This window comes from Actinomyces oris, from assembly GCF_001929375.1.
GTDB classification, from domain to species: Bacteria; Actinomycetota; Actinomycetes; order Actinomycetales; family Actinomycetaceae; genus Actinomyces; species Actinomyces oris_B.
In genome coordinates, this window is sequence record NZ_MSGO01000009.1 from 128,014 (window position 1) to 146,655 (window position 18,642).

General features: G+C 70.9%; 16 protein-coding genes. 5 read left to right on the plus strand and 11 right to left on the minus strand.

Translation table 11 applies throughout. The features are described from left to right. Positions 1-69: 69 nt before the first annotated feature. On the minus strand, positions 70-981 hold the full coding sequence (locus BKH32_RS03105) for a LysR family transcriptional regulator (protein ID WP_075248577.1): 912 nt from the start codon (positions 979-981) through the stop codon (positions 70-72). A 72-nt stretch (positions 982-1,053) separates the two neighbouring features. Between BKH32_RS03105 and BKH32_RS03110 the strand changes: the two genes are divergently transcribed. Next, positions 1,054-1,410, plus strand: coding sequence for a CBU_0592 family membrane protein (locus BKH32_RS03110; RefSeq protein WP_430383781.1), 357 nt, complete (start codon positions 1,054-1,056; stop codon positions 1,408-1,410). 68 nt (positions 1,411-1,478) lie between these two features. On the opposite strand, the gene BKH32_RS03115 is transcribed toward BKH32_RS03110, so the two are convergent. The 7 genes from BKH32_RS03115 to BKH32_RS03145 all read right to left on the minus strand — a co-directional run bounded on the left by BKH32_RS03115 (position 1,479) and on the right by BKH32_RS03145 (position 6,384). Beyond that, positions 1,479-1,985: a glycosyltransferase gene (locus BKH32_RS03115; protein WP_075248579.1), complete on the minus strand. Its 507-nt coding sequence runs from the start codon at positions 1,983-1,985 to the stop codon at positions 1,479-1,481. Further along, a complete protein-coding gene (locus tag BKH32_RS03120; RefSeq protein WP_075248580.1) occupies positions 1,982-2,395 on the minus strand; it encodes a hypothetical protein in 414 nt (137 codons plus the stop codon). Before BKH32_RS03120 ends, BKH32_RS03115 begins: the two co-directional genes overlap by 4 nt. 156 nt (positions 2,396-2,551) lie before the next feature. After that, positions 2,552-3,025: a TadE/TadG family type IV pilus assembly protein gene (locus BKH32_RS03125; protein WP_075248581.1), complete on the minus strand. Its 474-nt coding sequence runs from the start codon at positions 3,023-3,025 to the stop codon at positions 2,552-2,554. Beyond that, positions 3,015-3,245 carry a hypothetical protein gene (locus BKH32_RS03130; protein WP_075248582.1) on the minus strand — a complete coding sequence of 77 codons (231 nt, stop codon included), beginning with the start codon at positions 3,243-3,245 and terminating at the stop codon, positions 3,015-3,017. Before BKH32_RS03130 ends, BKH32_RS03125 begins: the two co-directional genes overlap by 11 nt. 87 nt (positions 3,246-3,332) lie before the next feature. Continuing rightward, positions 3,333-4,286 carry a type II secretion system F family protein gene (locus BKH32_RS03135; RefSeq protein ID WP_081376668.1) on the minus strand — a complete coding sequence of 318 codons (954 nt, stop codon included), beginning with the start codon at positions 4,284-4,286 and terminating at the stop codon, positions 3,333-3,335. Beyond that, on the minus strand, positions 4,283-5,134 hold the full coding sequence (locus BKH32_RS03140) for a type II secretion system F family protein (RefSeq protein ID WP_075248583.1): 852 nt from the start codon (positions 5,132-5,134) through the stop codon (positions 4,283-4,285). Before BKH32_RS03140 ends, BKH32_RS03135 begins: the two co-directional genes overlap by 4 nt. Beyond that, a complete protein-coding gene (locus BKH32_RS03145) occupies positions 5,134-6,384 on the minus strand; it encodes a CpaF family protein (protein ID WP_075248584.1) in 1,251 nt (416 codons plus the stop codon). The genes BKH32_RS03140 and BKH32_RS03145 overlap by 1 nt, the downstream gene beginning before the upstream one ends. A gap of 283 nt (positions 6,385-6,667) precedes the next feature. On the opposite strand from BKH32_RS03145, the gene BKH32_RS03150 reads away from it, so the two are divergent. Continuing rightward, complete coding sequence (locus BKH32_RS03150; protein ID WP_075248585.1) at positions 6,668-7,987, plus strand: phosphotransferase; 1,320 nt, start codon at positions 6,668-6,670, stop codon at positions 7,985-7,987. Positions 7,988-8,009: 22 nt separating this feature from the next. On the opposite strand, the gene BKH32_RS03155 is transcribed toward BKH32_RS03150, so the two are convergent. Together BKH32_RS03155 and BKH32_RS03160 are read right to left on the minus strand one after the other, a co-directional pair. Beyond that, positions 8,010-11,438 (minus strand): ATP-dependent DNA helicase, encoded by a 3,429-nt coding sequence (locus BKH32_RS03155; RefSeq protein ID WP_075248586.1) that lies wholly within the window; start codon positions 11,436-11,438, stop codon positions 8,010-8,012. Next, a complete protein-coding gene (locus tag BKH32_RS03160) occupies positions 11,435-15,079 on the minus strand; it encodes a PD-(D/E)XK nuclease family protein (protein WP_075248587.1) in 3,645 nt (1,214 codons plus the stop codon). The genes BKH32_RS03155 and BKH32_RS03160 overlap by 4 nt, the downstream gene beginning before the upstream one ends. Before the next feature lie 244 nt (positions 15,080-15,323). Here BKH32_RS03160 and BKH32_RS03165 point away from each other — a divergent pair, with 244 nt between their 5' ends. From BKH32_RS03165 to BKH32_RS03175, 3 genes are all read left to right on the plus strand, one after another. Then, the gene (locus BKH32_RS03165) at positions 15,324-15,539 is read left to right on the plus strand and encodes a DUF3107 domain-containing protein (RefSeq protein ID WP_075248588.1); all 216 of its coding nucleotides are present in this window, start codon (positions 15,324-15,326) and stop codon (positions 15,537-15,539) included. A 156-nt stretch (positions 15,540-15,695) separates the two neighbouring features. Beyond that, positions 15,696-16,292: a sugar O-acetyltransferase gene (locus BKH32_RS03170; RefSeq protein WP_075248589.1), complete on the plus strand. Its 597-nt coding sequence runs from the start codon at positions 15,696-15,698 to the stop codon at positions 16,290-16,292. Positions 16,293-16,347: 55 nt separating this feature from the next. Continuing rightward, positions 16,348-17,091, plus strand: a complete 744-nt coding sequence (locus BKH32_RS03175) for an NAD-dependent protein deacylase (protein WP_075248590.1) — start codon at positions 16,348-16,350, stop codon at positions 17,089-17,091. A gap of 61 nt (positions 17,092-17,152) precedes the next feature. Here the strand turns inward: BKH32_RS03175 and BKH32_RS03180 are convergent. Beyond that, on the minus strand, positions 17,153-18,642 hold a 1,490-nt coding region (locus tag BKH32_RS03180; protein WP_178384533.1), incomplete at its 5' end, for a tetratricopeptide repeat protein.

Sequence of the window (18,642 nt, forward strand, 5' to 3'; positions counted from 1 at the left end):
GCGAGGGGCGTCGTCGGGGCGGTCGCGGCTCGCTCGACGGCTCGGTCACGCCCACCATTCATCCGTCCCTCACCCCAGCTCGATCCCCTGGGCTTGGGAGAGCAGCGCCTCGAGCACCGCGCGTGTCGCCTGCCCCGGCTCGCTGCGGGTCGATCGATGACGCACCACCAGCTGGCGCACGCCCAGCCCGGGCAGGCGCACCACACTGAGCTCATCGGGGACAAGTCCGGAGTAGACGGCCAGCTCGGGCAGGAGCGCGCAGCCCAGGCCCTGACTGACCATGGCCAGCACGACGTCGTAGTCGTAGGCGACGTGCCGCATCGTCAAGGGCACCCCCAGCTGGCGCTCCAGACGGTCCAGGGCGAAGGCGCCGGCGGTCTCCGGGGCCAGGTCGATCCAGGTGGCGCGCGCCAGGTCCGCCAGAGTCGTTGGGGCCGCCTGCTCGGCCGGCACGACGACGAGCCAGGACTCGTCCAGCAGCGGGATGTCAGCCATGCCCCGAGGCGCCGCGGGCAGCGTGTGCTCGTCACGCTCGATGAGGACCAGGTCGAGCTCGCCCCGACGCAGCCGGGACAGGGCACTGCGCTCCTCGACCTCCTCGACGATCACCTCCAGCTCCGGGCTGGTGGTCGCCAGAGAGCTCAGGAGGGGCAGCAGGAGCGCCCGGACGGCGGAGGCGAAGCTCCCGACGCGCACCACGCCGGAGGGGACGGAGTCGTCCAGGTCCGCCAGCTCACGGCGCACGGTGGTCAGCTCGTCCTCGATGCGCTCGGCCGCGTCCGCCAGAACCTTCCCGGCCGCCGTGAGCACGGCTCCGGTGGGTGTGCGGTCCAGGACCCGGGCGCCGCACTCGCGCTCCAGGAGGCGAATCTGCTGGGAGACGGCCGACGGCGTGATATGAAGGAAATCTGCCGCTGCGACAACTCCTCCGGCCCGGTGGACGGCCAAGAGAACCGAGAGCCTCTGAGGCAATACCTGCATGAAGTAAATCTACATCCCTCATGCAGATAGATGCGATTGACCTTCATTCGGGGGTGTCGAAGAATCTTCCCTGTGAACGACGTGCTCTCCTCCCTCATCTCTATCGGCGGCTGGATCGGTGCCGCTGAGCTCCTCGTGGCCTACTTCATGGTCTCCAAGGGCACGATCGCCGGCGATTCGCTCAAGTACCAGGCCCTCAACATCACCGGCTCCGTGCTGCTGACCATCAACTGCGCAAGCTCCGGGGCCTGGCCCAGCGTCATCGCCAACGCCTTCTACCTCCTGGTGGGCCTCAACATCCTGTTCACGGTGAAGCGGGCCTACATCGCCCAGCTCTCGCGCCGTCAGAAGGAGGAGCTGCGGTCCCGGATTCACCTGCGCCGGCGCCCCTCCCCCGTGGTCTCGGCGGGTTTCGTCGAGCAGGCCTGAGAGCGCAGGCCGCCTCCTGCCACGCATAACCTTCCACCCACCCGTTTCGACGCAGTGAGTCTGTCGGCTCACTGCGTCGTCGTCATTCGGGCAGAGCCGGCGGCGGTGATGGTGAAGCCCTCGACCGGGAGGATCCCCCAAGGGAGGAAGGGCGGGCGGGAACGGGCCTGCAGCCTCACCTCGGCGATCTGGCTGTCGGCGGCCCGGGCGCTGACGATCGTGACCCCCTCCAGCCTGGCCGCTGCCGGCTGGGCGGACAGGTCCTCGACCGCCTTGCTCAGGACTCCTGCGTCAGTGAGGGACCCGGGTGCGGTGTCCGTGGCGCCGCCCCCGTAGTAGGGGTTCGCCTCCATGCTGTCGGCTCCCGCGGCCGCAGCCGAGTCCGCCAGTGACGTGAGGGTCTTGAGGTCGAGGTAGACGGCGGTTGCCGAGGCCGCGACGAACAGCAGCGCAAGGACGACGCAGATGAGCCCGACGCCCAGGAGGAGCGTCTGCCCGTCCTCCTCACGGTGCAGCCGACGCAGCAGGGCACGAGCCCGCTGCTGGGAGGTCCTGGGGCCGGGTGGCCTGTTCACTGCTCCTCCTTGCCCGGCAGGGTGATGGAGCGCTCAGTGTCTACGACGACGACATCCCGGCCGATCCCCAGCGAGGCGAAGCCCGGAAGGTCCACACCGACTGAGACCTTGACCATCGCCGCCTGCCCCCGGGCGCAGCCGTGAGCGCAGGTCACCGACAGGGAGCCGGAGGGATCGGCGTCGACCCCCTGATCGGACAGGGACAGCTGCATCGCCACCTGAGCGTTATCCATCGCGGACGGTGAGTCATCGACCTCCAGGACCCGGCTGGCGGCGTCGGCCGCCGAGGCGACGGCGAAGGTCGTGGCCTGGAGCTGGGCGAGCGTGACCACCAGGTAGAGCACGGGTACCACCAGGACGGCGCTCCATCCGATGAACTCGACGATCGCGTTGCCCTCCTCCTGGCTCATGAGCCGCCGGATGCTCCGTGGACCTGGCCTGAGAACCTGTCGTAGTCGGCTGACGGCCCGCCCGGTGATGATGGCGCAGGCCGGGACCGCCCTCGGTGACCGCGATGCGGCAGGGCGCCCGCGACGCCTTGCGTCGGCCATGGATATCACCCGAGCTCACCTCTCCTGAACCAGGGAGGACTCATCGATGGCGTGCCCGGTGACCCGCAGTGTCCCTCCGGGCCCGAAGAGTCCCAGGACCGGGAAGGGTGCTGTCACCGTCACCTCGACGATCCTCAGGTCACCGGCGGACATGCGCGAGACGGTGACGGTGTCCACGTAGCCGCGCCTGAGGGCGGCGTCGGTCAGAACCTGCACCCGCTGGCGCGCCTCGGCCTCCGTACCCCCGACCAGGGCGGCGCGGCGAGCGCCGTCACCCGCGGCGTCGGTCAGGACGTTGCGGGCGTAGACCCCCAGGGCCACCTGGAGGAGCGCCACGAACACGACGATGACGAGCGCACCGACCATGACGAAGTCGACGACGGCGGAGCCCGACTCATGCTGCCCGTTGAGGCGGAGGCGACCCGGCCGGGGCAGGGCGCGACCAGCCCGTTGGAGCACGCCGAGGCGAGGCGCTCGTTCAGATCGCACTCGTCACCTTCGCGATGGCGTTGAGGAAGACCTCGGTCAGCGTGCTGCCGGCCACCGTCCACAGTGCCACGACGAGCCCCGCGGTCATGAGGGTCACCAGGACCCAGCCGGGGACGTCACCGCGCTCATCGCGCAGATCGATCCGGGTCGCACCGGCGGCGCGCCACGACCGGGAACCGTGCTGAGAGAGGCGGGATGAGGGAGGGATGAGGCACTTCATGACTACTCCTTGCTGTCGGGCGGGAATCTGGGTGAAAGGGCGATGGATGGTCGGGGTCCACGGGCGCAGGAGGGTGACGGATACGCTTCACACCCCCAGCCTCAGGACGAACAGTCCTGGGAAGAGGGCGAAGACGACGGTGATGGGCAGGACCAGGAAGACCACGGGAACCATCTGGGCGATCTCCCGTCTGCCGCCCTCCTCCATGAGGGCCTGGCGCGCCGCCTCACGCACGTCGGTGGCCTGGGAGCGCAGGACCTCGGCCAGTGGTGTGCCGCGCTCAAGGGCCACGATGATCGCCTCGCACAGGCGGGTGACGTGGACGGAGCCGACTCGCCGCTCCATGCGGTCCAGGGCGGTGGACAGGACCGTGCCGGAGCGGATGTCGGTCAGAGTGGTGCCCAGCTCGTCGACGAGGTCGCCGCGCCCCAGTGCGACGATGCGCTCGATGGCCGGCACCGGGCCCTGGCCGGCCCCCACCGCCAGGGCCAACAGCTCGACGACGTCGGGCAGCTGCGCCTCGATCCGTGACAGCCGCTTCGCCACGGCCCGGCTGAGCCACCAGTCGCGGGCAGCGGCCCCGGCCACTGTGGCCATGAGGCACAGGAGGATGAGCGCGGGCACGTTGACGGAGCGGGCCAGGGCCGCCAGGCCGCCTGCGGCCAGGACGAGCAGGAGCGCCGTCGTCGACCACAGGACCTGCTGGAGGCGGAACTGGTCGACCCCCAGTGATGACCCTGATCGCGTCAGGCGACGCCGGACCGAGTCGGCCGACGACCCCAAAGAGTCCATCAGCCTGCCGAGATTGAGAGCACGTCCGGTGGAGGCCATGAGCAGGCCGACGACGGTGCTCCCGTCGGAGGTAGGCCCTGCCGGAGCGACCAGCAGGCCGGAGGTCGTGGGCCGGCGGTGGACGTAGGGCTCCAGACGGGCCATGAGTGTGGGGCGGCGGCGACGGAGGGCCGAGATGACGCTCAGAACGCCAACGGCCCCCAGCAGCCCGGCGAGTCCTCCGGTGAGCATCGCGTTCATGGGGTTCATCGCAGTGTCCTCTCCTCCTCGGGCAGCCGCCCCAGGCGCAGCATGAGCCGGTAGGCGATGACCGAGACGACGGCTCCGGTCAGGAGAATGACGGCTCCGGCGGTGGTGGCGTAGGCCGCTGCTGCCTGAGGCCGGGTGGACAGCAGCGCCAGGACCAGCCACGGGGCGGCGACCGCGACCTTGGCTCCGTTGACGGTCCAGGACTGGCGAGCCTCGAGCTCGCCTCGGGTGCGCATGTCCTCACGCAGCATCTGAGACAGGGAGCGCAGCAGCGTCCCCAGGTCGGTGCCGCCGACCTCGTGGGCCAGGCGCAGGGCCTCAACGATCCGGTCGGCGACCGGGTCGGCGAAACGGGCCTTGAGCCGGTCCAGGGCGCTGTCGAAGCGGGCCGAGGCGGCGTAGTCGGTGGCGAAGGCCCGGAACTGGGGGCGGACGGCCTCCGGGCCGCGCTCACCGAGGTTGGTCAGCGCCTCCGGCAGACTCATGCCCGCGCGGACGCCGGAGACGAGGGTGTCGACGGCCTCGGGCCACACCTCGCGCAGCCGGGTACGGCGGTTGCGCGCTCGAGAGGAGATGATGAGGAAGGGGATCGCCGTGAAGATGGCGGTGAAGGACAGGGCCACCGGCCAGGCCCGGGACATCCCTAGGAAGATCAGGCCGATGAGCAGCCCCAGCCCGATCGAGCCCAGGACGAACATTGTGGGGCTGGTGCGGCCGGCGCCGGCCTGGACCAGGATGTCGGCCAGGAGACGGGAGCGCCTCGAGCGCCACTGAGGCGGGTCGGAGGTGCAGGCCATCCAGATCAGGAGCAGCCCCACCCCGCCCAGGAGCCCGGAGACGGCGCCCATCAGTAGGCCTCCTGGGCGCTGGTGGGGCGGGCGTTGAGCAGGGCGGTCAGGTCGTGACCGGCCCGGTTGAAGCGCTCGGCGGCGTCGGGCGCTCCGGCTCCCCGGACGAGGTTGCCTGCGGGGTCGCGGTGGAAGACGTCGGAGAGCTCGATGATGCCGTTCTCGACCCGACCGGACAGGGCCGCGACCTCCCGCACGGTGCGGCGTCCGCTGCGATCCAGGTCGAGGTGGACGACCAGGTCGATGGCGCTGGCGACGGTGGGGACCACGAAGTCGCTGGAGACGTTCTCACCCGCCAGCAGCGGGAGCGTGCAGATCTTGATGACGGCTTCCCGAGCGGAGTTGGCGTGGATGGTGCACATGGATGGCAAGCCCGAGTTCATGGCGATGAGCAGGTCCAGGGCCTCGGCCTCGCGGACCTCCCCGATGAGGAGACGGTCGGGGCGCATGCGCAGGGCCTCCTTGACCAGGCGCCGCAGGCTGATCTCACCGACGCCCTCGAGGTTGGGCGGCCGGGTCTGCATGGCCACGCAGTCCCGGTTGCGCAGGGCGAGCTCGAAGACCTCCTCGCAGGAGATGACCCGCTGCGCGCCCGGGATCGCTCCGGCCAGTGCCCTGACCATCGTGGTCTTGCCGGCCTGGGTGGCGCCCGAGACCAGGATGTTGAGGCCGGCCTGCACGGAGGCGTCCAGGAAGGCGGCGACCTGGCTGGTCAGCGAGCCCATGCGCACGAGGTCGCTGGTGCGTGAGGCGCGGGAGGTGTGCTTGCGGATGTTGACCGCCCAGTGCTGGGAGGTGATGGGCGGGATGACGACGTGAAGCCGCTGTCCCCCGGCGAGCTGGGCGTCGACGAAGGGGCTGGACAGGTCCAGGCGGCGCCCGGAGGCCCGCAGCATGCGCTCGACCAGGACGGTGAGGTCCTCGCTCTCCAGGATCGTGGTGGTCAGCTCGGGGCGTCCGGAGCGGGCGACGAAGACGCGGCCGGGGGCGTTGACCCAGATCTCCTCAATGGACTCGTCATCGAGGTAGCTCTGGAGCGGCCCCAGCCCCGCCATGGCGTCCAGCACGTGGGAGCGCGCCCCCTTTGGGTCGATGAGCGGCGGGACGAGTCCGGCGTCGGAGCGGCGCAGGTAGTCCTCCTCGGCCTGGGTGACGAGCTGCTCCAGGTCGGAGGCGTCCTTGAGGGGGTCGATGCCGCGAGCGCGCACCAGCTCGCGAACCTCCGTCAGGAGAAGATCGGCAGCGTCCATGATGCCTCTCAGCGTGGGAGTCGTTTGAGGAGGAGTGACGATGATGTGAGGACCGGCCTGGGACTCTGCAGAGCCGTGACGCACCGGCCGGTCGGTGAGCAATGTCACGGATGAACTCTAGGACACCTGATCACGAAATGGCCACCACCTCGACATAACCTGTGGATAACTTCGACCTTCTGGCACATTCCTCAAGCCGTTGCTCACGTCCCTGGACGTTTGCCGCCAGCGGACGGGCGCGGCTGTCCTGCGAGACATAGGACCTGTCGCCTACGGTTGGACCATGTCACAGCCTCCGCAGTCCCCGGACGCCCCCGGCACCACTGATGTCGACGGCGGTGCCGACAGCCTCGCCGACGAGGTGACCTCCGACGTCGAGCGCGCTGCGGCTCATGCTGCCGACGACCGCGGCGAGCACAGCGCTCCCCCCGGTGACCAGGACGCCGGCGATGACGACAACGCCGATGACTATCGTGCCCCCGTTGTCGTCGCTCCGCTGCCCGGGGCGTCATCCGGGCCTGCGCGGGGAGGCCGGCAGGCCACGGCGCCTCAGGCCGCTGAGGTCCCCCGCCCCCGTCACTCCGCGCTGTCCCTGGCGGCGATGGCGAGCGTCGCCGTCGGCGGCCTCAACCCGACTCGGCTGGCGCTCCCGCAGTCCGAGACCCCGGAGCGGCACATCATCGGCGTCATCGACACCCAGGGTCGGCACTGGGAGGTCCATGAGGCCCGCACCGATGCCGTGGGCGCCTCCTTGGAGGCTGAGGCCGAGGTGCTGCGCCGCATCGGTCGGGTCGTCGACGACGGGCGACTCTCCTTCGACGTTCCTCGCGTCGCCGGGTCCCTGCGTCAGAAGGACGCGCACATCCAGGTCCGCTCCCATGTGGAGGGCAAGCCGATCCCGGTGGAGACGCTCCGACCGGGGCCGGGGATGTCGGCGGGCCTGGGCAAGGCGCTCGGTGAGATCCACGAGCTGGCCATGACGGTGATCTCCGAGGCCGGCATGCCGGTCTACGACGCCGAGGAGGTGCGTCGGCGCTGGCTGAGCCTGCTGGACGACACCGCCGCGACGGGCCGGACCCCACCGGCGCTGCTGGGGCGCTGGGAGCAGGCCCTGGAGGACGCCGCCCTGTGGCGCTTCCGCCCCACCGTGGTCCACGGGGACCTCGCTGAGGAGAACGTCCTGGTGGCCGGCGGCACGGTGGTGGCGGTGCGGGGCTGGTCCCAGGCGCATGTGGGGGACCCGGCCGAGGACCTGGCCTGGGTGTACTCCTCAGCACCGGTGGACTGCCTGGACTCCATTGAGGACGCCTACGACATCGCCCGCTCCGAGGGCGTTGACCGGCACCTGCGTGAGCGGGCCGAGCTGGTCAGCGAGCTCAGCCTGGCGCGCTGGCTGCTGCACGGGGTGAGGACCGGGGACAAACCGGTCATCAATGACGCGGTGGCGATGCTGGAGGACCTGGCCGCCCAGGTGGGTGACGCCCCGCTGGTGGAGCCGGCCACGCCCCGGCTGGCTCCGGTGCCGGGGGTTCGCGAACCGGCTGAGCCCGACGCCGTCACCAACCCGGTGGCCATGGTGCGCGTCGACGACGAGGAGAGCTGACGGACGCGCTGCTCTGCCGCCGTCACCCCACTGTCAGAGCCGTCTGGATCTGCTCGATGCTGAGCAGGCCCTCGGCGGTGAGCTCATCGACACGTCCTCCGGGGTAGTCGACGTAGGCGTAGGCGGCCCGTACCGAGCCGGTGGGCACGCTTTGGGAGGCCGCCCAGGCGTGGACGTAGACGCTGAGCTGGTCCACTGGCACCTGGCGTCGCCCGGTCTTCCAGTCGACGATGAGCCACCCGGAACCGTCCGAGCGGCGGAAGACGGCGTCCATGCGGCAGCGCAGGGTGGTGGCGCCGATGGTGATCTCCCGGTCCGTCTCGGTCTCGGCCAGGACGTAGTCCTCCAGGAGCGGCAGGTTCTCGGCGGTCTCCAGCCAGCGCTCGATGCGGTCCCGGTCCTGGGGGCCGAGGCTGTCGGGCACGCCCGCCTGCCCCAGGCCGAACAGGGTGCCGCGTGCGCTCAGGCGCTGGGCGACGGCGTCGTGGAAGACGGTTCCGAGCCGGCCTGCGGCGCGGGGCTCGGGTGGGAGCGGACGTCGCAGGTCGAGCGCGAACTGCCGGCGGTCGGCGCGCAGGTCGTCCAGGCGAGTGGCGGCCAGGTGCTCGGGCAGGCGGACGGCGGGCCCGCTGGACAGGGCCCGGGAGCGCTCGACCAGGAGGAGTCCCGCCTCGAGTCGCCACCGCCGCACCGTCTCGTCGTCGGGCTGGGCCTGAGCGGGTGCCTCCTGGGCGGGGACGGCGCTGCTCATGGCGGCGGCGACCTGGGCGGCGACCGCGTGCCGGGCCCGGCGCACAGCGGCGAGCCGGTCGGCGACCGGGGCGTCCTCTCCCCCGGCCTCCGGGACCTGGCCGCTCAAGGTCTCCGCTGCGTCGGCGTCGAGGGGCCAGGTGCCCACCTGGGTCAGGGCGGTCAGGGGGTTGGGGCGGGACTCATCGAAGTCGACCCAGCCCTCCGCGTAGTCACGGAGGAGGTCGCGCCGCTGGAGCTCGGTGAGGAAGCGTGAGGGGCGGCGGGGCTTGGAGGCGGTCTTGGACAGGTGGGAGCCGGTCAGGAGGAGCTCGTGGCGGGCCCGGGTGAAGGCCACGTAGGCCAGGCGCCGCTCCTCGCGCAGGCTCTGGCGCCCGAGGGCCTCCTTGTAGGCGCTCATCGTCTCGGTCAGGAGGGGCTTGTCCGTGACAGCCGGGTCGAGGTCCCCGACGGTGAAGGGGGGCAGGTCGCCGGCGTCGGCCCGCAGCGGGAAGGGGAAGGTGGAGGTGGAGCCCATCCAACCGGTCTCCGCGACACGAAGATCGTCCTTGACGGCGCTGGTGTAGGAGGGGAAGACCTGCTCGTCCATGCCGGGCACGGCGATGACGTCCCACTCCAGGCCCTTGGCGGCGTGGACGGTGAGGAGCTGGACCGCCCCGGGCGAGGGCTCGACCTCGGGGGCGCTCATGGCGTCCTCATGCTCCTCGGCGGCGTCGAGCCATTCCAGGAAGCCGGTGAGGGTGGGGGCGTCGGTGTCGGCGGCGAAGGCCCGGGCCGTCTCGTGGAAGGAGTCCAGGGCACGGTGGCCCATCGGGTGACCGACCCGGGCGGCGATCTCGATGTCGAGGTCGAGGACCTGCTCGGCCAGGGCCACGAGGTCGGGCAGGGGCAGGCAGACGGCCTCCCGGATGCGTCGGATCGCCCGGGCGGTGCGCAACGCGACGGCCCGCCCGGCCTCGGTCAGGTCCCGGGCCGCGGCGGCCTCTTCCTGCTCTTCTCGCGCGCCGTCCTCGTGCCATCGCAGCAGGGTGTCCAGGGCCTCGCTGAGCAGTGGGGAGTCGGCCTCGGCCTGGTCGCCGTGAGCCGGCGGTCCGGCCTGGTCGCCTTCGGTCGCGGGGCGGGTGAGCTCGCGGGCCAGCGTCGCCAGGGCCCGCAGGTCGCGGGCACCGATACCGAAACCGGTCAGGAGCCTGACCACCCGGTCCCCGCGCTCCGGGTCCGAGGCCACGGTCAGCAGGGCGCGGACGTCGGCGACCTCCGGGACGTAGAGCATCCCGCCCAGGCCGATGATCGTGTAGGGCAGGCCGGTCTCCTCCAGCTCGGCGGCGATGGGATCCATCTGTGCTCGGGTGCGGCACAGGACGGCCATCTCGGCACTGGGTGACCAGCGCTCGGCGAGGAAGGCGACGACCGTGCGGGCCTCCTCGGCGGGGTCTTGGAGGAAGGCCCCGAACGCCGCCCCGGGCTCCAGGCCGAAGGCCTCGGGGCGGGCCCGCAAGGGGGCGACGGTGAGGTGCTCGCCCACCGGGTCCCCGTCCTCGACGACGCCGGAGCGCAGGGGCGCGGAGACGACGTTGGCGACGTCCAGGATGGTGGAGTCGTTGCGCCAGGAGGTCGACAGCTCCAGGACGGGGGTGGCCTCAGCCGGTGATGCCCCGGACTCCAGGAGGGCGGTGCCGGTGGGGTTGAAGCGCTGGTGGAAGGTGTCCAGGGCTGCGGCGCTGGCTCCTCGCCACCCGTAGATCGCCTGGTGGGGGTCGCCGACGGCGGTCACCCCGGAGTCGGCGAAGAGGGCCGACAGAAGCCGGACCTGAGCCACCGAGGTGTCCTGGAACTCGTCGAGCAGGACCGCGGGGTACTGGGCCCGCACCTGGGCGGCGGCCTCGGGGACGGACTCAGCGATGGCACAGGCCAGGGCGATCTGGTCACCGAAGTCGAGCAGGCCGTGGTGACGTTTGTGCTCGTGCAGCTCGGCGACGACGTCGAGCAGCGCCTCCCACTCGGCCATGACGGCGGGCGCCTTGCCGACCAGGGTCTTGCAGCCCTTGATGGCGGCCAGGGCGGTGAGCTGCTCGGTCAGGTCGGCCAGGTCCTTGGCGGCCTCCTCAATAGTCAGCAGGTTCTGACTCAGGGCGTCGGCCAGGACCAGGGTGGCGCTCGCGTTGTGGCTGAGGCTCTCGTTGGGCAGCGGGAGCGTGCGCGCCTCAAGCAGGGAGGAGACGATCTGCCAGGAACGGGCCTGGGTGATGAGAGTGGAGTCGGGGTCCACGCCGATGCGCAGTCCGTGGTCGCGCACCAGGGCGCCGGCGAAGGAGTTGTAAGTGGCGATCATCGGCTCACCGAGGTCGGTGGCGTCAGCGGTGACCCCCACTCCCCTGTCATGCTCCGGCACGGTGGCCGGCAGCAGGCCGGCCGCGCTGAGGTCGGCCAGGCGGGAGGCGACGCGCTGGTCGAGCTCGGCGGTGGCCTTGCGGGTGAAGGTCAGTCCGAGGATCTGGTCGGGGCGGACCTGCCCGGTGGCGACCAGATAGACGACTCGCTGAGCCATGGTGGCGGTCTTGCCCGAGCCGGCTCCGGCGACCACCAGCAGGGGGCTCAGCCGGTGGGCGATGACGCGCTCCTGCTCCTGGGTGGGGGTGTGGATGCCGAGCACCTCCGCCAGGGCCTGGGGGGTGAGCCGGTCTGGGCCGGTGGGGGTCATGAGACGACTCTCCTTCCCTCGACCTGGACGGGGCAGGAGTCCTTGACCCGGCAGGTACGGCAGTGCTCACCGGTGCGGGCCTCGATCTGCGGGCCCACTCCGGCCACGGCCGCGGCGGCCACGAGGTCCTCAGCCCAGTACTCCTCGCTACTGTCGGCAGCACTGTTCTCCTCGCCGTCACCCGGCTCCTGCGCTGGTTCCGGGGCCGCGGGGCTGGGGTCGAGGGCGGCGCCCGACGGGGCCAGGACGTAGCCGTCTCCTGAGCGCTTAGGGGGCTCCTTGCCCAGGAGCACGAGGGCTCCGCCGACGACGTCGAGGCCCTGCGAGCTCAGGGCCAGCCGGTAGGTGGCCAGCTGGGGGTGGCGCTGGACGTCCTTGGGGACGCGCTGCCCGGTCTTGAGGTCGATGACACGCACGGCGCCGTTCCGGATGGGGCCGGCGGGCTCCTCCGGGGTGTCTCCCGACAGGCCATCGAGGTGTTCGAGGCGGTCAATGCGCCCGGAGATCCTCACCGGGACGGCGTCGCCGCCTTCCGTCGGTATCCGCAGGCCGGCCCGCTGGCGGACCGCGGGGCTGAGGACGCTCATGGGGATGTCGACGTCGGCGCGGACGGGCTGCTCGACGTCGGCGCGAATACCCAGGGCGTCGCAGTCGCTCAGGTAGGCGTCGAGGCGCTCGATCATGGCGCGGGCGCGGTCTGCGGCCAGGCCTCCCTGCCAGGTGGCGGGGTAGCCGAGGTCGGCCAGGCGCTCCTCGAAGGCCTCCCGCAGAGCCGGACCGCGCAGGTGCTCGCTCTGGGCCCGTTCGGCGACCGCGTGGACGAGGCTGCCCAGGGCCTGGGCGTCGCTGGCGGGGGCCGATCCTCCGTTGCGGGTCAGGAACCACTTGAGCGGGCAGGCGGCCAGGCCCTCCACGTCGGAGGGACTGACTCGTATCCGCTCGCCGGCGGCGATGAGGGGGGCGCTGGAGGTGGGGCCGGCCGCGCCGATCCAGGTGGCGGGGTCGGCGCCGGGTACGCCGTGGCGGGCGAGGTCGGCCAGCAGGTCGACGGCGGCCCGGCCGCGCCTGCGTTCGGCGTCGGTGGCCGTCTCGAGGTTCCCGCAGATGGCGGCGTGGCGCAGCTCCCCCACCAGGCCGCGCAGGGTGAGGTCGCCGGTGTCGGGGCTCAGGAGGGGGGCGCCGTCGGCGTCGGTCAGGGCGATCCCGGCACTGTGGGCGATCTCGGTCAGGAAGGGTGAGGGGGCGTGCTCGGCGTCGGCGGTGGCGGTCAGCAGGAGGCGCCTGGTGGCGCGGGACAGGGCCATGATGAGCATGCGGCGCTCGTCGGCGCGCACCTGTGCCCGGGCGGCGGCCACGGCACCGCTGCCGCCAGTCCCGTTCCCGGGTGCAGCGGTGTCTGCGGTCAGGCGGCCGGTGACGGCGTCGACGAGGAGGCCGGTGCGGGTCAGGGAGTCCCTCAGGCGCAGGTCCGGCCAGCGGTCCCGTTCCAGCCCGACGACCACGACGAGCTCCCACTCCTGACCCGCGCAACCTGCCGGGGTCATGACGGCGACGCCCTCCGGGCGCCGCCCCTGGGGGGCGACGGAGTCCGAGGGCAGGACCTCGGCGTCGAGCTCGGCCAGGAAGCTGGAGGCGTCCTGGCCCGGGTGGCGCTCGGCCCAGACCTCGGCGCGTTTGAACAGGGTGGTGACGACGTCGAGGTCGTGCTCGGCGGCCTCGGACAGGAGTGATCGCACGGGACCTGCCGAGGGCAGCAGGGCGGTGGCGCGCCAGGCCTCGGCCCGCTCGGAGGCGTTCCAGGCGGCCCACAGCAGGGCCTCGACATCGCGCGGGGCGTCGGCGGGGCTCTGCCCGATGACGCCGCGCAGGGCCTCAAGGATCCTGGCTGCGGTGAGGAGCCGGACCGCCTGGGTGCTCAGCGGCTGCCCGTCCAGGGACCGGGCGAAGCCGGAGGCCTGCTCGGGGTCGGCCAGCAGGGCCAGGAGGGCGGCGTCGCCGCCGGTCCGGGGCCCGGTCCCGGCGGCGGGATCAACGGTGGGACCGACATTGGGATCGGGGGCGGGACCGGCTGTGGGGGCGGTGGTCCTGGGCTCACCGGGCTCGGCCGCACTGGCGTGCGGGGTTGCGGCCGGCGGGGCCTGGCGCAGCCTGCGGCGCAGTCGACGCAGGTCCATGGTGGTCAGCCCCACCAGGGGGCTGGTGAGGAGGTTGATGGCGGCGTCGCGCTGAGGCGGTTCACCGCGCCCGCCCATCTGGTCCCGGATGGCGGCGCGCACGATGTCCAGGAGCGCGGCCGCGGCCGGTTCTGCACGCAGCAGGACCGCGGGTGTGCGGGAGGCCAGGGGCACGCCTCGTCTGCGCAGGTCCCTGGCGAGGGTCTCGGCGTCGGCGGCGCTGCGAACGATGACCGCCATCTGTGACCAGGAGGTGCCGTGGTGGACGTGCTCGAGCCTGAGCGCCCGGGCGACGTGGGCGTGCTCCTGCCAGGCGGAGGAGGCCAGGATCACCTCGACACCGGCCGCCGCCTGCGGGCACTCAGCGTCACTCGCCCCGGAGGAAGGCCTCTGTGAGGACCGTGCTGAGGACCGGGGCGCCAGGGTCGTCCGCCGGTGGGCCGTCGTGCCGGTCACCGGGACCCGGGCGCTCTGGTCGGAGATCACCGCCGCGATGGCCGGGTTGCCTCGGTAGCAGGTGGTCAGCCGCAGGCGGGTGGCTGCGAGCCCCGAGTGGTCCTCGGCGGCGACGAGCAGGCTGGGGGTGCCGCCGCGGAAGGTCTCCACGGCGACGTCGGGGTCCCCCAGCACCACGATCTGCGCCCGGTGCCCGTCGGGGTCCGGGGTCGCCAGGGCCCTCAGGAGCCTGGCGGTGGCGGCCGTGCAGTCCTGGTAGTCGTCCACGACGACGAGGTCCGGGACGGGGCGGGGGGCGGCCACGGCGTCGGCGCCCCAGGAGCTCAGGGCCTCCACGGCTCGGTCCTGGAGGCGAGCCGTGTCCATCTTGCGGGTCTGGGCCCTGCGCCCGGCGCTGGCCCGCCCCTGCGCGTCCCAGGTGCGCAGCAGCTGGGACGCGGGCCCCCAGATGGGGACATTGAGCCGGCGCCCCAGGTCGGCCAGGTCGTCGGCGCTGATGCCGAGCTCTCCGGCGCGCGCCAGGAGGTTGCGCAGCTCGGAGCGGAACGCCCGCGACCCGGTGGCCTCGGCGGGGAGCCCCGGCCAGGTGACGGTGCTGACCATGGAGGCCAGGACGGAGTCCTCCTCCGCACCGGCCAGAAGCACCGGGGGAGGCAGCGGGTCGGGCCGCCTGGTCAAGGAGGTCGTCAGGATCGTCAGGGCGAGGGCTGCGGGAGTGCGCACTCGGACGACGCCGTCGCCATGGCCCTCACGCAGCAGGTGGGCGGCCCGGCCACGCAGCCAGTCGGCCCGCGCCCGGGTGGGGGCCAGCAGGACGGCGTCGCGGCCGCCGGCGACGGCCTCGGCCAGCAGCCTCAGGGCCAGAGAGGTCTTACCGGTTCCGGGGGCCCCCAGGACGACGACGTTGGAGCCCCCGGCCACGCGGTCCAGGACCCGCTGCCCATCGGCGTCGGCCGCGGGCAGCTCGGCCGCCTCGGGGGGCGGAAGGAGACGGACGGGGTCCTGGGACATGGGACCATCTCACCACGGGCCACCGACAGGATCGTGCACCGTTAACGGATCGTCATCGGTCGTGAACCCGCCACCCGGGAGCGCCGACGGCGCCTGTTCCGCGTGGCGCGAAACGCCGCGGCTCCTGGGGCGCGCGAAGGGCCGGCGCAGCCGCAGCGCCCTAGGATCGAGGCAGGTTCACGCCCCTCTCCCCGATGGGGGCTATGCCGCTCAATACGGCACACAGACGATGCGAAGGAGCCCCATGCAGGTCACGATCGGAATCAAGCACGCCAGCCGCGAGCTCTCCCTGGAGACCTCCGACTCTCAGGAGAAGGTGCTGGCCGCCGTGGCCGACGCCGAGACCAAGGCCGTCACCCTCACTGACGACAAGGGCCGCAAGGTCTTCGTACCGGCCGGCTCCCTGGCCTACGTCGAGCTCGGCGAGACCGAGCCCCGCCGGGTCGGCTTCGGTATCTGAGTCTCTTCCCCACGACGAGCACGCACAGGGCCCGGGTCTGGCGGAGCGCAGCCACACCGTTCCGCTGCCGATCGGGGCCCTTGACGTTCTACTCAGCGTCCTGCGAGGAGGCTGAGAGTCTTTGAGCCGACACGGCAGGAAGGAGGACCGGTCAGCATGAACCTGACGGAGCAATTCGCTCATATGGCGACGGGCGCGATGTACGACGACCTGACGCCCGAGCTCATCGCAGCACGGATCGAGGCCGTCCAGGCCACCGATGCATATAACCGCTCCTATGGTCAGCCCGCCGAGGAACGCGAGGCCTTGCTGCGTCGGGTCGTGGGCTCGATGGGCCGCGAAGTCAACCTCGAGCCAACATTCCGGTGCGAGTTCGGACGCAATATCCACCTCGGCTCCCATTTCTTTGCGAACTTCGACTGCGTCATGCTCGACGGCGCCCGGATCACCATCGGAGACAATGTGCTTCTGGGGCCCAAGGTCGGCCTGTACACCTCCAACCACGCTCTGGATCCTCGTGAGCGCGCTGACGGCGCCTGCCGAGCGCGTCCGATCACGATCGGCGATGACGTCTGGGTCGGTGGCAACGTCACGGTCCTTCCTGGTGTGACCATTGGCTCGGGCAGTGTGGTCGGAGGAGGCAGCGTTGTCACCCGCAGCATTCCACCCGGTGTCATCGCTGCGGGCAACCCGGCGCGGGTGATTCGGGACGTGACCGGGGCCGATCGCACCGGCTACCGGCCGATCCACTGAGTCCTAGCCCGACGTCGTCACCTCATACACCTAGCCCGGCGTTAGGGTGGAGTGCATGGATCACCAGGACAGCCAGTGGGGCCTGCTCGCTCAGTGGATCGAAGAGTCCAGACGCATCGTCTTCTTCGGCGGTGCCGGGGTCTCGACCGAGTCGGGGATCCCCGACTTCCGGGGTGCCAAGGGCTTCTACCACCAGGACCGGGAGATCCCTCTGGATCAGGTCCTGTCCATCGACTTCTTCACCGTGCACCCGCAGGCCTACTGGGAGTGGTTCGCCCAGGAGAACGCCCGCGAGGGCGTGGCCCCCAACGCGGCGCACAGGTTCATGGCCGACCTCGAGCGGGCCGGGAAGCTGTCGGCCGTGGTCACGCAGAACATTGACGGTCTCCACCAGCGGGCCGGCTCCGAGCGGGTCCTCGAGCTGCACGGCAACTGGTCACGCCTGACCTGCACCGGCTGCGGCGAGCACTTCACCCTGGACGACGTCGACGGCGCCCGCTCCGGCGAGGTCCCCCACTGCCGTGAGTGCTCCTCGGTGCTGCGCCCCGACATCGTGTTCTACGGCGAGATGCTGGACAGCGACGTCATGGAGGGGGCCGTGCGGGCCATCTCGGAGGCGGATCTGCTGATCGTGGCCGGAACGAGCCTGGTCGTCTACCCGGCAGCGGGCCTCATCGACTACTACGCCGGTGAGCGCCTGGTCCTCATGAACGCGACTCCCACACCGTACGACTCCCGCGCCGACCTCATCATCCGGGAGCCGGTCGGCCAGGTCTTCCAGGAGCTGGAGCGTGCGTAAAGGCGCTCCTGGTTTCGGCCCCACACGGCACGGTATGGGGCCGAAACCAACGGGTACCCGGTCAGGACGGGGAGGTTGGCGAGCCATTCCCGGATTCTTCCCAGAGGCTCCTCTCTTTCTGGAACCATGCACACAGGTCCGTGATCCCTTGGGGGCAGTCGTCAGTGCGTGAGGCTTTCGACATCAGGACCTCGATCAGGGTCCGGTCCCCGGGATCGGCCTTCTCATAGGAGGATCGCAGCAGGTCACGGGCTTGGTCGGGCTGTTCGGCGACGGCTGCATGGAGGGAGGCCGCCACGCCGCCGTGGATGGACTTCTCCTCCAGGCGGGGACGCAGGCCAGGAACCATCCGCATGGCCCGCCAGTGACCGGCCTCCAGGAGCTCCTTGAGGGCATCCTCCGCATCCTCATCGCTGGCGAGGACTGCATAGGCGATATCGGCATCCGATAGTTCAGCGAGCTCGAGAGCTCTGCGGAGCTCGGTGAAGACCTCCTCAGGAAGACTCGCTTCCAGCACCTCCAGAACAAGGGATCTGATCTCGGGGTCACTCAGAGTCCGGGAGTCCTCTTCAGCGTCACCGGGTTGATCAGTGCCTGAAGCGCTGTCTTCATCGTGCTCGCGAAGTTGCGCGCGCAGGAAGGATGCACCCCGACCGCTCGAGTGTGCGGAACACCAGGCAACCGCCAGATTCTGTGCATGATCACGATTGTTCAGTGATGCGACAACGGAGTCCACTCCTTCCACCATCACGGCATCAACAAGGAAGAGCAGCCTGGCGATGGCAGGTGCATCAACATAGCGCTCCGCCCCCGTCGCAAGAGCGTCTCGGTCCGACTCTGACGGAGAAGCCCAGCCGTTCTTGAGATGAGAAGCCTGCTCCTTCAGATCACGGCAACGCAGCCAATCATTAATTCTGCTGCGAACTGACTCATCAATGGTGGCGGTCGCCCAAGCGGGGAGGTCCAGATCATCACACCCGGCTTCAGCGAGGGCCTGCACCACCATTCGCCGCGTTGGCCCCAGGAACGCTGGATCGTCCGGTTGATCTACCTCGTGGGCAGCTTCCTTCAGATCCTCCTCCTGCCCCTCGTCGCGCCACTCCGCCCTGGCGAGCAGCAGCCGAGATCGGATTGCGGGAGAGAAGCGATCGAAACCTTCAGTAAAGACGTTGAGAGCCTCCTCGTACTGTCCTTCCTTAGACAGGATGTAGGCCAGGTTGTTCAATGACCTCGCCAGGTCGGGGGTGTAGGCCGCCGGAGAGGCCAGCGCCAGATCCCGATACAGACCCACAGCCTCCTGGTCCACCTCCAGAGCCTCACCCGAACGCCCCAACCCCGACAAAATGGTGGCCAGGTTGCCCAACGACATCGCCAGGTCGGGGGTGTAGGCCGCCGGAGAGTCCTGCGCCAGCTTCCGGTACAGACCCACGGCATCCTGGGACGCCTCAAGAGCCTCACCCAAGCGCCCCAATCCCGACAAAAAGGCGGCCAGGTTGCCCAACGACATCGCCAGTTTGGGCGTGTATACCTTCGGCGTCACCTCTGCCAATT

Excerpts from the sequence above, each read along its gene's own strand:
- BKH32_RS03105 (WP_075248577.1), bottom strand. The coding sequence starts at position 981 with ATGCAGGTATTGCCTCAGAGGCTCTCGGTTCTCTTGGCCGTCCACCGG.
- BKH32_RS03120 (WP_075248580.1), bottom strand. The coding sequence starts at position 2,395 with ATGAGCCAGGAGGAGGGCAACGCGATCGTCGAGTTCATCGGATGGAGC.
- BKH32_RS03130 (WP_075248582.1), bottom strand. The coding sequence starts at position 3,245 with ATGAAGTGCCTCATCCCTCCCTCATCCCGCCTCTCTCAGCACGGTTCC.
- BKH32_RS03135 (WP_081376668.1), bottom strand. The coding sequence starts at position 4,286 with ATGAACCCCATGAACGCGATGCTCACCGGAGGACTCGCCGGGCTGCTG.
- BKH32_RS03140 (WP_075248583.1), bottom strand. The coding sequence starts at position 5,134 with ATGGGCGCCGTCTCCGGGCTCCTGGGCGGGGTGGGGCTGCTCCTGATC.
- BKH32_RS03145 (WP_075248584.1), bottom strand. The coding sequence starts at position 6,384 with ATGGACGCTGCCGATCTTCTCCTGACGGAGGTTCGCGAGCTGGTGCGC.
- BKH32_RS03150 (WP_075248585.1), top strand. The coding sequence starts at position 6,668 with ATGTCACAGCCTCCGCAGTCCCCGGACGCCCCCGGCACCACTGATGTC.
- BKH32_RS03155 (WP_075248586.1), bottom strand. The coding sequence starts at position 11,438 with ATGACCCCCACCGGCCCAGACCGGCTCACCCCCCAGGCCCTGGCGGAG.
- BKH32_RS03160 (WP_075248587.1), bottom strand. The coding sequence starts at position 15,079 with ATGTCCCAGGACCCCGTCCGTCTCCTTCCGCCCCCCGAGGCGGCCGAG.
- BKH32_RS03165 (WP_075248588.1), top strand. The coding sequence starts at position 15,324 with ATGCAGGTCACGATCGGAATCAAGCACGCCAGCCGCGAGCTCTCCCTG.
- BKH32_RS03170 (WP_075248589.1), top strand. The coding sequence starts at position 15,696 with ATGAACCTGACGGAGCAATTCGCTCATATGGCGACGGGCGCGATGTAC.
- BKH32_RS03175 (WP_075248590.1), top strand. The coding sequence starts at position 16,348 with ATGGATCACCAGGACAGCCAGTGGGGCCTGCTCGCTCAGTGGATCGAA.